We start from the raw sequence: 12917 nt of genomic DNA, 5'->3' as shown, positions 1-12917 counted from the left end.
CGCGAGAAACTTGCTAGATCTTCTCTTGGAAGCAGATCAATTTTTTAGCTCACCGTTGCAACGCCTATCTCTTCTGGAGCTAAGTACGGCGTGAGTACCTGTCCATCTTTGAACCAAATCACTCGCCGAGTACACCGAGCAACTTCCGGTTCGTGCGTTACCATCACAACTGTCATTCCACTCGCATTCAACTCGGTGAAAATATTCAGAATTTCCTGAGTCGTGGTCGAGTCTAATGCTCCCGTTGGTTCATCTGCTAGCAATAGCACCGGACGATTGACGATCGCTCTGGCAATGGCAACCCGTTGCTGCTGTCCCCCCGAAAGCTGAGTCGGCTTATTTTGCATGCGCTGCTCTAAGCCGACTTTGATCAAAGCTTCTGTTGCGCGATCGCGCCTCTCTTGAGCAGGTACATTCCCATAAACCATCGGCAACATCACATTCTCTAATGCAGTCAGTTGCGGCAGTAAATGAAACTGCTGAAACACAAAGCCCAACTTCTGATTACGAATATGAGCTAAAGCCCGATCGTCTAACTGAGCAACATCTTCTCCGTCGAGATAGTACCGTCCGGCAGTGGGTCGATCAAGACAGCCGATAATGTTCATCATCGTCGATTTACCCGACCCAGAAGCCCCCATAATCGCGCAGTACTCACCCTGTTCGACGATCAGATCGACTCCTGCTAAAGCATGAACAGTTGTATCTCCGATTCCATAGACCTTCGTAACTTCTTCTAAGCGAATAATAACTGAATTTGGCATGATTAAGCACTCCGGAGCGCAACGATGGGGTCGAGTTTGGCAGCTTGGCGAGCAGGAATCACACCAAATCCTAATCCGATCGAGCCTGAGACTCCAACGGCAAGAATAATAGCGGCAGGAGCAACGATCGCTTCAAGCGGCGTAAAGGCAGCTACCAGCACCACACCGCCCACACCAACGATCGTTCCAATTAATCCACCTGCTGCTGAAAGAATCACAGCTTCGATCATAAATTGCATCAGAATGTCATTCCCTGATGCTCCGATCGCTTTGCGTAAACCAATCTCTGAAGTTCTCTCCGTCACAGAAACCAGCATGATGTTCATAATGCCGATACCGCCAACCAGCAGAGAAACAGCCGCGATCGCCGCTAGCATTGCCGTCAATCCGCTCGTAATCGTACCAACGATTTGCAAAATATCTTTCTGAGTTTGCACTGTGAAATCATCATCTGTGACAATTTTGTGTCGTCGTCGGAGTAAGTTTGTAATCTGAAACTCAGCCGCCGGAATACTCGCTTCATCTTTCGCTGAAATCGAAATAAACGACAGATCTAATCCGTAGGGCGATCGACCCGTCAAAGTACTCGACATGGTCGTTAAAGGAATATAAGCCGCGTCGTCTTGGTTACTGCCAAGAAAAGAGCCTTTCGCTTGCAGAACACCGACAATCTTGAAACTGACGTTGCGAATTCGGATCTCTTCTCCGATCGGATTTTTATCTCCGAAAAACCGATTTGCCAAATCTGCGCCCAACGTGACGACTCGCTGATTTCGCTTCAAGTCAATCTCGGAAATAAATCGCCCTTTTTCAACATCAAAGCTCCGCACCGTCAAGAATTCAGGAGTCGCACCCACAATCAGCGACGTAGAATTTCGACTGCCATACACCACTGGAAACGAAGCATTTTTCTGGGCAGAAACGCCTGCTGCGCTCGGAACTTGTTCGGAGATCGCTTTTGCATCGTCCCAGACTAAGGTTCTCGGGATATTATTCGTCCGTTGCCGTGCCTGATTTCCGCCCGGTGACACAAACAATACATTCGGTCCCAACGATTCAAATTGATCAGAAGCAAGCCTTTGCGCGCCTTGTCCAATGCCAATCATGGCAATAACCGACGCATTGCCAATGATCATGCCCAACATTGTCAAACTACTGCGAAGCTTGTTGGCAGTCAGCGTCTTCGCTGCCATTTTTAAGCTCTCACCAAAATCCATTGCTCTACCCTACTGATTGGAATTCTCGATTTTCTGTCCTGCAGGTGGCTGTACGTAAATGCGATCGCCTGCCTTAATTCCCTCTAAAATTTGAGTCTCGTTATCAAAACTCAGTCCAGTCGTCACGGTTTGGAAACGCGGTTTATTGTTCTCACCTGGAACCCAAACGCCCGTTTTACCTTTCTGAGTTGAAAGCGCAGCCGTCGGAACAACCAGCGTTTCAGGAATCGAATCGCCTAAGAAACTGACATCGGTATTCATCTTCGATCGCAGTTTGTCGCGTCCTGTGAGAATATCAATCCGCACTGAGAAAGATGTCACATCCCGCTCTGTCACGGCTTCAGGAGCAATTAAGCGCACTCGACCTTTAAACGTTTCTTGCGGATAAGCATCGACTCGAATATCGACTTCTTGACCGCTTTTGATCTGAGCAATATCCACTTCTGGCACTTTCGCCCGCACTTCTAATCCACTGGCTAAGGCGAATATCGAAGTCGATGCCGAACCATCTGCTCCCGCACTTGCCTGAGTCGTCGGCGTGACAAACGCTCCAACGGTGGCATATCGCTGAGTAATGACTCCTGAAAAAGGAGCACGAATAAAAGTATCTTCAAGACGGTTTTGGACTTGCTGAAGCTGAGCGATCGCGGATGCTAACTGTGCCTCAGACTGCCGAATCTCCTCCGGTCGCGCCCCATTCTGGCGCTGTTCTAATTGTTGATTTGCTTGACTCAATTGAGCTTCCGCTTGGCTCAACTGCGCACGAGCTTGACTCAGCGTTTGACTCGCATTCTGTTCCCGTCGCACAAATTCATCCAGTGAATTCGCCGAAATTGCCCCCTGGCTTGCCAGATCTCGCTGTCGGCGCGTTTGAGTTCGAGCAAAATCTAGCGCAGAGTTCGCATCCGCAACTAATCCTCGCACTCGCTGCACTTCGCCTTCTGCTCTCGCAACTTCTGATTCTCCTTGGCGCAGTTCTTCAACCCGCGTTCCCGCTCTCAATTGATCTAACTTCGCCTCAGCCTCCGCAACTCGCGCTTGAGCCTGATTGCGTTCTGCTTCAATATCTTGGCTTTCCATTCGCGCCACAACCTGTCCTTGCGTCACCTGATCGCCTTGATCGACTAGCAACTGAACGATCTTCCCGGCAGTTTTCGGACTTAAATTAACCGTGCGAACTGGGATAATCTCGCCACTCGCTGAAATTCTCGCAGTCACGGTCTTCGATTCGACAGAAATTGTAGCGGTTTCCTGACGAGGGCTAGACTGCCGTGAAGCCAGAAATACACCACTTGGAATCGCGATCGCGCCTGCTGCAAGCAATGCCAATACCCAACGAGATGGCTGACTTTTGCCAACCTTGCCAAAAAACGGAACTTGCATGTTCAAACTCACCAAACTCGGTGAAACACTAAATACAAAGGAGCGCTAATCCACATCTGCTTCACAATGACTTCATTTCGCATCCGAAAGATTCCTGAGGCGACGGATGTGAAGCGATATGTATTACTCGTTTACAAATTTTAACGTAATTGTCAAGGTTTCGTGTAGCGCCATAAGTATTGATTCTAGGCTCTCTACTGCTGGGTAGATTTCTATATCGAAATTTCCGAACAGAGACACACAGGCAGAAATCTCTGTTGATCTCAATCAAATCACGGGAAATCTTAAGATTGTTGCCGTCCAAAGCGATTTGGACGGCATTAGAAATCAGTATCATAGGCATAGTATTCTTGCTGACACGATGCCGAAGATGCTAAGAAAGAGGTCTATGAAGTGCCGTATTTTCCAGTATGGCATTCTCGTAGTCACTCTGGAGAATCCGAAACAACCGCAAGTTTAGCCGATGAGAAATATTTTTTTTGTAAATCGGTCTAAAAGCGTTCGGATTCTTGAAAGCCAGCCTGCATTCAGTACAATAAGCGACTGATTGCTTTTTGCCCTCAGCCTGTGACGATGACAGCCTATGAGTCCCTTGCCCAACCGACCGCTCCAGCCTCCTAAATCCTATGCCGCCGAGACTGCGGCTGAAGGCTCTGACATGCCACAATCCCCAGATGCATCTGATCCAAAGCCGCCGACCGCCCAGCGCCCGCTGGTGCGACCTGTCGCGCGCCCTCAACCTGCTCCTGCGGCTCCGACCTCACCTCCGCCTGCTGTGGAGAAGCCTCCTGAGCCAGAGATCGAATTGTTTGATCCTGCAAGTTTGCGCCAGCAGCCGATTCCGGCTCCGAGCGAACCGATGCAGTATCGTGCGATCGGGCTTTTGAGAGGTCGCTATACTCCGTCTGAAGAACAGTTCACGCGGGGCGAGATGAAGACCGCAGATGGAACCACGATCGAAGCCGTGCTGCTCGGTCGGGTGATGAGTTTAGTGAAAAACCATTTAGACCTCGAACAAGAGCATCTCTGGGTCGTGTATCCGCGCACTCGTGAGAAGCACGAAGATCTGCATGTTCAGATCGTCGGAGTTTGGGAGCCTGAAAATCTCAGTAAGTCTGAAGAAGAGTCAGAAGCCGAGGAAACCCCGAATTATCTGCCTTCTTCTGAGGTAGAAGATAATTACTTTTCGATTCGAGGCGAAGTGATTTTTCACACGCCTGAAGAGAAGTCGATGGTGATTAAGATTCAGCAAGCTCCACGCAAGAAAGACGATCGTGCAAAAGCCTTCAAGCTGAAATTGCGCGGTGAGTTGACCGGAAAATCGGTTGGATATTTCTGGGAAATTAACGCGAAGCGCGAAGGTGCAGATCTGGTCGTCATGACTGCTAAGTCGATCGGCATGATTCCGCCTCGGAAGAAGTCGAAAGAGGAGATCGAACGCGGTCGCTTCTCTCGCCCAGGCGGGCGTTTTGGCGGCGGCGGTGGTGGCGGCAGAAGACCGTTCGGCGATCGTAGACCGAGTGGCGGCGATCGTAGACCGTCAGGAGCTGCGCCTCAACCACAGGCGGCTCCGCGTCGGACGGAACCTCTTCCCAAACCCGTGAAACGTCGAACCGACGAAGGCACGGACAACGTAACAAGCGAAGCATAGGCAAAACGGGGCGATTCTGAGGGATCGCCCCTATTTTTTAGCAATGAATTCTGAAACTGCACTCAGTAGGGCTTGTGGTTCATCTAAACGGATGAGATGTCCACTGTTCTCAAAAATTTTCAGCTCCGCGTTGGGAATCGCGTTGGCAATTTCTTCTGAGAATTCGGGTTGGCAGATCCAATCGTGCCGTCCGCCAATGACGAGCGTAGGAACAGTGATTTTGTGAAGCTGATCGAGAACGTTATACGATCGCAAAAATCCTCCAAACGCCATGTTAATTGCATCGATCGAGAGAATGGTACGCGATCGACTTTCTGCAACGGGACAATTCACAGAGTACATCGGCTGCATGATTCGGAAGTAGTCGGCAAGTTGCTCTTCGGTTTCAAAGTTGCCATTCCAGAGATATTGAGCGATCTCGATTTGTTCGGGGGTGCCTCGTTCGTTGAGAATTGCTTGAGCACGTTTGAGAAAGCGGAAATCGGGAACAGTGGCGATCGCGATCAGATGAGAGAGATTTTGGGGATAGCGAGTGGCATAGGTTAGAGCAACCATGCCCCCGTACGAACCGCCGATCGCAGCAATTTTCTCGAGTCCCAAATATTGTCGAAGTGCTTCCATATCTTCGACATTTTGATCGAGCGTGTAAGTTGATTTGTCGCCTCTTGCCGATCGTCCTTGTCCGCGATGATCAAAGTAGACGAGCTGCAATTGATCACTCAGGGCAGAGAACGTCGGCTTGTAAGAACTATGATCCGCACCAGGACCACCATGAATCAGGAAGGCGATCGGCTTTTCTCGCATACGATCGCCATCGGGAACGAGTCCTGCGCCTTCAATATCAAAGTAAATCTGTGTATCCCGAATCTTCGCAAACATAGAGCACTCCTGGTTGATTCATAAGGTCTTGCAAGTTGGGGGAACAGGGGAACGAGAAGCGATTTCCCTATTCCCCTATTTCACACCGATTTAAGACTGTTATGAACTCTACATCGGCTAGTAAGGTTTTTAGAAATTGGCTGGTGAGATGTGCAGCGATAGCATGACAGTCCAAACGATTTGAGCTTGTCGGAATTTGAGATTAAACCACTCTTCTAGGTTTACTGTTTGATAGGAATCCGGATCACAAACTGTGCGCCCTGATTAGGCTGTGAATAGCACTCTAGTTTGCCACCATGTTGTTCAACGATGATTTTATAGCTCAGGGATAATCCCATACCAGTTCCTTTCCCAACTGGTTTTGTGGTGAAGAATGGATCAAAAATCCGTTCTTTAACTTCTTCAGGAATTCCCGCACCATTATCGACCACTTCTATTTCGATCCATTGAGCGTTGATCGAGGATGTGCGAAGTGTGATCTGACTGGGATGATCTTTGATGTCTTGCAGGGTTCGTTTTTCGTTCTGGTCTTCCAAAGAATCGATCGCATTACTGAGCAGATTCATCAATACCTGGTTGAGTTGTCCAGGATAACATTCCACGATCGGCAAATTGTCATATTCCCGAATGACCCCGATCGCTGGACGGTTTTTACTTCCCTTTAACCGATGTTGCAAGATCATCAAGGTGCTTTCAATTCCCTCGTGAATATCGACGGCTTTAAATTCTGATTCATCCATGCGCGAGAAGTTACGCAACGACAGCACAATCTGACGAATACGATCAGTGCCAGTCTTCATTGAAGTCAGCAGTTTCATCAAATCTTCCTGCAAGAATTCGAGGTCGATTTCTTCAGCCTTCGCCTCAATCTCTGGCATCGCATCGGGGTAATACTTGCGGTAAAGCTGTACAAAATCTAATAAATCCCACGCATAGGTTTGTAAATGATTCAGATTAGCGTGGATAAAGTTGACTGGATTGTTGATTTCATGAGCGACGCCCGCGACCAGTTGACCTAAACCAGACATCTTTTCGCTCTGAACGAGTTGGAGTTGAACGCTTTGTAGCTCTTCCAGGGTTTTTTGGAGAGTTCGAGTTTGCTGCGTCAGTCGGACTTCAGATTCGAGCAATTGTTCAGCTTGAGCTTGAGCTTGCAGTGCAGTATTCTCCATCCGGGCATAGAGATCTCCTTGTTGAATCGCAATCCCTAGCTGACCCGCCAGGCGATACAGTAGATTGCCTTCTTCCTCCTTCCAAACCCTAGGGTGACTACATTGATGCACAATCAGCAAGCCCCAGAGTTGATCGCCCACCATGATCGGCACAATCAGATTAGCTTGCACCTGCAAGCGTTGCAAGAACTGAAGATGCGTTGGATCTAACCCCGCTTCAAGCACATTGTTAATGGCTCGAATTTGACCCTGGCGGTATTTTTCAAAACATTCACCGGGCGCACAATTATCTGCTGCCTCGCCTAGGGTAGGAGACCAAGGTTCTGCCACATCTTCAAGTGAAACCTGTCCCCGCCAATCCGCATTAAATTGGTAAATTAAAGCGCGATCGACAGCAAATAGTTTCCGCACTTCGGAGACTGCCGTTTGCAAAATCGTCGGAAGATCCAGAGATTCTCGAATCTGAGATGAAAGCTGGTTGAGCAGTTCTTCCTGAGTTGCTAAGTCTCTGAATTTTGCTTCGGATTCCTTGAGACGATTTTCAGTCCGCTTTAACTCAGTGATCTCATTAAACGTACAAACCATCTGAGTGACCGCAGCATTCGATAATTTCAAAGGAACAGCATTAACTAGAAGCGCCGTTGGTTCTTGCTCCTCAGCTTCAACATAAATCACAGCATTCTGTACTGGCTGTTTAGCAAGGATGTTTTGCAATACAGGTTGCATTGAATGAAGCAGCGGATTCTCTGAATCCTCAAGCAAAGTTGAATCCAGGCAGCTTGTAATACCTTGATTCCACAGCTTTTGTAGGTCTGCTTCACTGGAGAAATGTAATAGATCGAGCACTGCGCGATTGGATAACTGAATTTGAGCATCTTCTTCAACCACCAACACACCAACTTGAATGCCTTGAAGAATCGTTTTGAGATATTGTTGGCTCTCCTGAATCGCCTGGGCATAGATGATTTGAGCAGATAACCGCCGATCGAAAAACGCGGCTAGTAATGCGAGTCCTAAAATAATTAGCGTGCCAACAATCACAGCAGCAGCTAAAGGGACTACGTTTTTGGGGGGTTGTAAGCTTGACTCCGCGAGCATATTAGACATCGGCATGAAACAGGCGGCAGCCATGCCAGTGTAGTGCATCGTCGGAATTGCTATCCCCATAATTAAGGAAGCTAAGAGTTTTTTCCAGAGTTGGCGCGATGTGGTTTCTTCTCGCAACTGGAAGACCAAAAACAGTCCTGCAAACGAGACGGCGATCGCAATCAGAACCGAGAGCGCAACCACGCGAACGTCATAGTGGATGACTGCCGAGGCATGCATTGCAAGCATACCGATATAGTGCATAGAGGCAATCCCCAAGCCCATGCAGATACTGCCACCTAGAAGTTGAGACCAGCCCAATGTTGGACGACTAACCAGAAATAGCGCCAATCCTGAAGCAATCATGGCTGGCACAATCGAAACAAGAACGGTGAGAAAGTCGTAATTTACCAGAACAGGCAATCGGAATGCCAACATACCAATAAAGTGCATTGACCAGATGCCGATGCCCATCGAAGCAGCACCACTGAACAACCAAATCTTTTGAACTCGGCTTTGGGTTGCAGTCACTCTTCCAGCCAGATCTATAGCAGAGTAGGAGGCTAAAACAGCGATGAGCACTGAAACAAGAACAAGTTGAAGATTATAACCAGTGGTTAAAGAAGCCATAGACCTAAGGAATGTGAGAAGGCAGGGGAAATGAATAATAGAGATGCTTCGATCGCACTGCTTCCTAAGTCATCTCTCTAAGCTAAAAAAGAACAACTTTGTCAATTCGTTTTGTGACAATCAATTGGAGCAGAATTCTAAATTTTGTCTGAGAAAAGCATTTTCTAGAGACTATATGTCTAGTAATTCCCAATCAATGCAAATCATGGTCTATGCCTGAAGATAGAAATCGATCATTCTGTCTCACATTTAAGAAAAGTGTGATCGCTAATCTCAATCAAATCAAATCATCCATAAGGCAACAATCGAGTGCCGGAAAGCCAGTTATTCAGGGCTTTCCTAGAGACTAAAGTGGATGAATGGATGGAAAAAAGACTAAATCAATCTGAGATCCAAGGAGTTGGATAGATTTAAGTTTTCTTTTAGAATTGCGAGTTTCAGATATTTATAGACTGGGAAATAAACTTAAGAGATTTAGACAACCAGATAACGGTAAAAAAACACAAGAAGAATTAGCTAAAAATTGCTCAGAAAGTTAAGAAAAAATGAACCAATAAGATCGGCTAGGAAGTTATAAGGGATGAGGAGAGCTATAAAGATCATGACACAGCGGCAGTTCACAGAACAGTAGATTCGCGTATTAATCTCGGAGGGATACAGTAGGGGGATTGAAGCGCACGCGATCGAACTTTTTTAACCACGATGATTCATCGCTGACCCTACCTCAAGAAGTTCCGCAAAGCTATCGAGCGACGCTACAGCAGGATGAGGACGTGAGCGATTAGACAAGTTTGAGACTGATCGAGAAGCATTGCGAACTGGGGGTTAATCAATCTCTAAACCTTTTGGCTCTAATCTTGAAAAAGCACTCTTAATCCTTCAGACAGGGTGAGATCGTTGCCACCACCGATCGCGCTAGCGCATCATAGTCATATCCGCCTTCTAACCCAAACACAATCTTGCGAGTCAGCCCCAAACAGTATTCTGTAAACACACGATAATCATCGGGCTGGAGTGAAACGCCTGCTAAAGGATCGGCAGCATTCGCATCATATCCAGCACTAACGATCAGCAGATCCGGCTCAAATTCACTTAGAAATGGAATCACTTTCTGCTGAAAGAGCGGTTCATAGTCTGCGATCGTACTTCCCGCCGACACAGGCAAATTCAAAACATTCTGATAAAACCCTTTTTCAGAAGCATCTCCTGTTCTCGGATATTGAGGCGATTCGTGCAGCGAACAGAAGCGAATGTTCGGATTCTTTTCGACGATCGCTTGTGTGCCATTCCCGTGATGTACATCCCAATCGAGAATCGCAACGCGATCGCACTTTTGCAGCGCGTAATGAGCCGCGATCGCAGCATTACTCAGTAAGCAAAATCCCATACCCAAATCTGCGATCGCATGATGTCCAGGCGGGCGTGCCATCACAAAACAAGGCTGACCCGAAAGCGCCATCTCAACCCCATCAATCCAAGCATTGACCGCAAGCAGTGCAACTTCATAGCTGCGTGGAGAAATCACAGTTTCACCATCGACAAACCCACCCCCGCGATTTGCAGTCAACCGAACTTGATCTAGATAATGCTGAGTGTGAACCGCTTGAACCGATGAAAGGGGAGATCGAGTTTCGACCGGAGTCGGAAGTTGCCAGTGAATCTGACTGGGGAATGTTGCTTTTAATGCAGCTTGAATTGCAGTCAGTCGCCCAGAGTTTTCGGGGTGAAAATGCCCCGTATCGTGCAGCAGAAACTCATCGGAATAGATCACCGGAAACATAAGCGGATATCTGCAATAGATTCAGTTTTTCACTATAGCAACTTATTCTCGCTTTCTCGGTCGTCCCAAGGCTGTGATGTACAAGACCGCTTCATCTTCGGGAATCCCTAAGACCTCATTGACTTGATCATCAAAGAATCCACCAATGCCACTTGCGCCTAAACCGAGGTGAATGGCAGCCAGATTCATTCGTTGTCCAAGATGTCCGGCATCCATATGCAGATAGCGATAAACTCGATCGCCATATTGCTCGATCGCCGTGCGTAAATCAGCCGTGTGAAACACAATCGCACTCGCATCTCGCCCTAAATCTTGTCCTAAGCAAAGAAAATGCAGTTCTCGGCGAAAGTTTTTAAACCGAATCTGCCGAAGTTCTTGAGTCGCAGGCGCATAGTAATAACACCCATCCTCCAGGTCTTGAATCCCAGATACCGCAATGAATGTCTCCACCAAGCTTAAATCAAAATAATCAGGAGATCGATCGAAGTTTTGCTCAATGTAATGCTGAGGTTGATAAGTAAAATCGAGGACAGCGCGAAGTTCATCCAGCGATAGCTTCTCTCCACTAAACGCACGAGTGGAGCGACGGTGAATGATCGTTTGTTCAAGTCCAGATAAATTCGGACTCCAATCGATCGGTGGACAAGTCATGGAAACCTTTAAGCAGAAAGGAAAATTGTACTTATCCTGCTGCGCTTTCGGTTCAGGAACTTGCCAATTTACTTTTGCATTCGGATTGTCGGGAATTTGGGTAGCTTGATGAAAATAGCTCAATAAACTGCCGTCTGGAATACGAGGATACTCTAGCTGAGGAGTCGTGGGTAGCGCAGTGCGAGCTAGGGGCAAATTTTCGCGCAGTTCTCGTAAATCTGCGATCGGTAATACTGCGATCGCACCTTCTTGATTCACGTCAAAATACAGCAATTGATTGATCGCTTCGTCGGCAAATCCCCCAATCAAATGGGGACGAAAATCAGTCATCGCACAGGCAAGTTCAATGTTGCCCAGTAAGTGCCCACTGTCGAGAAAAATCCGTCGATACGCTCGATCTTGATACCGCCATACCGAGCGGAAAAACACAGCAGAAACCACGATCGCAAGCTGTGTATCTTCGAGCACTGGATTCCAAAAACACGCCGATTGTAAAGCTGTCCAGACATCACTCTGCCAAAAATGAACCAGCGTATGCGTTTTCGATTGATAGTTGTAGAGTCCGGCAGGAAGATAGGGAGTGCCGCGTGAGATCAAATATATCTCCGCCGGATAAAGACCGCCTGCCGATGGGGACGATCGCAGATAATGCGGTTCGCCATTGGTGGGGATTGCTCCGGTCAAACCGTAACTACAAACTAAAAGCTTAGAGAGCCTTTGCCACCAAATCGTCTCATCGCCTTGGTTGGTCTCTTCGCTCAGATAGGGCTTCAAATCGAACGATGTGCCAAATCGGTATGCTTTGAACGGAATGGGTTGTTCTTCCCAATTTAGGGCTTGGCTTTTGGCATGAATCGTTTGGGGGTCGTATTTGGTACGTTCGTGATAGTGTTGAGCGATCGACACTTGCAAGTCCGGCATAGTCCTGGTTCGGCAGCGTACTGTTTCTGATATTGACACGAGATGGGGTTGAGAGCTAGTCGTTCGCAGAACAACTTGATTCCAAGATAGAGACTTTTCAATTTCTTGGATTGCCGTTCCCCATATTTTCAAGATCTTTTTTGGATGATCCCTAAAGAAAATGTTAAGTATCCTTAACCTATTACAATTCTTTTTTACATTTTTGTAATGAGCGTTGATTGGTGGACTTTAGAACGGTAATGGATACGATCGCAGCAGAAGAGCTAATTTCAAGGTACAACCAGGGAGAACGGAATTTTGAACGGTGTAACTTAGAACAAGCAAACTTTTTTGAGGCGATGTTAGTCGATATCAATTTGGCTGAATGTCGCTTGAATCGAGCCTATTTACCGTATGCGAATTTGCGACAGGCGAATTTGACATCGACTCAGTTACAGTTCGCAGAGTTGAGTGATACCCAACTGCATCAGGCGAATTTATCAAATTCAGATTTACAGCAGGCGAAAATTTCGCGATCGGATTTGAGTTTTGCAAATCTAAGCGGAGCAAATTTGACGGGAGCCGATTTAGCGGGAGCGGATTTGAGAAACGCCGATCTCAGCGATGCAGATTTAAGCAATACGGATCTGCGTCGCGTGAATTTCCGCGATGCAAATTTGAGTGGCGCGAATTTGAGCCGAGCCAATTTGGATCGAGCCATTGATCTCGACTTAACAGGTGCGATCGTTGATGCCTTTACGATTTACCCGGACGGACATCGCCATGCGGACTAATCTCCGCTCA

At 47.5% G+C, this 12917-nt stretch carries 9 protein-coding genes; 2 read left to right on the top strand and 7 right to left on the bottom strand.

Going from position 1 to position 12917, the window contains the following annotated elements; all coding sequences use genetic code 11:
* Positions 1–44: 44 nt before the first annotated feature.
* The 3 genes from OU814_RS28970 to OU814_RS28960 are packed head-to-tail and all read right to left on the bottom strand — an operon-like array spanning position 45 to position 3364.
* A complete protein-coding gene (locus tag OU814_RS28970; protein WP_316426451.1) occupies positions 45–764 on the bottom strand; it encodes an ABC transporter ATP-binding protein in 720 nt (239 codons plus the stop codon).
* A 2-nt stretch (positions 765–766) separates the two neighbouring features.
* The gene (locus OU814_RS28965; protein ID WP_268242988.1) at positions 767–1981 is read right to left on the bottom strand and encodes an ABC transporter permease; all 1215 of its coding nucleotides are present in this window, start codon (positions 1979–1981) and stop codon (positions 767–769) included.
* 9 nt (positions 1982–1990) lie between these two features.
* Positions 1991–3364, bottom strand: coding sequence for an efflux RND transporter periplasmic adaptor subunit (locus OU814_RS28960; protein ID WP_268242987.1), 1374 nt, complete (start codon positions 3362–3364; stop codon positions 1991–1993).
* A gap of 583 nt (positions 3365–3947) precedes the next feature.
* Here OU814_RS28960 and OU814_RS28955 point away from each other — a divergent pair.
* Positions 3948–5015 carry a hypothetical protein gene (locus OU814_RS28955; protein ID WP_071596163.1) on the top strand — a complete coding sequence of 356 codons (1068 nt, stop codon included), beginning with the start codon at positions 3948–3950 and terminating at the stop codon, positions 5013–5015.
* A gap of 30 nt (positions 5016–5045) precedes the next feature.
* On the opposite strand, the gene OU814_RS28950 is transcribed toward OU814_RS28955, so the two are convergent.
* The 4 genes from OU814_RS28950 to OU814_RS28935 all read right to left on the bottom strand — a co-directional run bounded on the left by OU814_RS28950 (position 5046) and on the right by OU814_RS28935 (position 12134).
* Complete coding sequence (locus OU814_RS28950) at positions 5046–5894, bottom strand: alpha/beta fold hydrolase (protein WP_017288420.1); 849 nt, start codon at positions 5892–5894, stop codon at positions 5046–5048.
* Between the two features lie 221 nt (positions 5895–6115).
* Positions 6116–8683: an MHYT domain-containing protein gene (locus OU814_RS28945; protein ID WP_225885695.1), complete on the bottom strand. Its 2568-nt coding sequence runs from the start codon at positions 8681–8683 to the stop codon at positions 6116–6118.
* 970 nt (positions 8684–9653) lie between these two features.
* Positions 9654–10562: a histone deacetylase family protein gene (locus tag OU814_RS28940; RefSeq protein WP_268242986.1), complete on the bottom strand. Its 909-nt coding sequence runs from the start codon at positions 10560–10562 to the stop codon at positions 9654–9656.
* 42 nt (positions 10563–10604) lie between these two features.
* Positions 10605–12134 carry a SagB/ThcOx family dehydrogenase gene (locus tag OU814_RS28935; protein WP_268242985.1) on the bottom strand — a complete coding sequence of 510 codons (1530 nt, stop codon included), beginning with the start codon at positions 12132–12134 and terminating at the stop codon, positions 10605–10607.
* Between the two features lie 221 nt (positions 12135–12355).
* On the opposite strand from OU814_RS28935, the gene OU814_RS28930 reads away from it, so the two are divergent.
* Positions 12356–12907, top strand: a complete 552-nt coding sequence (locus tag OU814_RS28930) for a pentapeptide repeat-containing protein (RefSeq protein WP_202806921.1) — start codon at positions 12356–12358, stop codon at positions 12905–12907.
* Positions 12908–12917 lie beyond the last annotated feature (10 nt).

Source organism: Leptolyngbya sp. GGD (assembly GCF_026735145.1).
Lineage (GTDB): Bacteria > Cyanobacteriota > Cyanobacteriia > Leptolyngbyales > Leptolyngbyaceae > Leptolyngbya > Leptolyngbya boryana.
Note: the sequence above shows the minus strand (reverse complement) of the source record. Positions and strands in the feature narration are given on the sequence as shown.

Excerpts from the sequence above, each read along its gene's own strand:
- OU814_RS28955 (WP_071596163.1), top strand. The coding sequence starts at position 3,948 with ATGAGTCCCTTGCCCAACCGACCGCTCCAGCCTCCTAAATCCTATGCC.
- OU814_RS28960 (WP_268242987.1), bottom strand. The coding sequence starts at position 3,364 with ATGCAAGTTCCGTTTTTTGGCAAGGTTGGCAAAAGTCAGCCATCTCGT.
- OU814_RS28935 (WP_268242985.1), bottom strand. The coding sequence starts at position 12,134 with ATGCCGGACTTGCAAGTGTCGATCGCTCAACACTATCACGAACGTACC.
- OU814_RS28965 (WP_268242988.1), bottom strand. The coding sequence starts at position 1,981 with ATGGATTTTGGTGAGAGCTTAAAAATGGCAGCGAAGACGCTGACTGCC.
- OU814_RS28950 (WP_017288420.1), bottom strand. The coding sequence starts at position 5,894 with ATGTTTGCGAAGATTCGGGATACACAGATTTACTTTGATATTGAAGGC.
- OU814_RS28970 (WP_316426451.1), bottom strand. The coding sequence starts at position 764 with ATGCCAAATTCAGTTATTATTCGCTTAGAAGAAGTTACGAAGGTCTAT.
- OU814_RS28940 (WP_268242986.1), bottom strand. The coding sequence starts at position 10,562 with ATGTTTCCGGTGATCTATTCCGATGAGTTTCTGCTGCACGATACGGGG.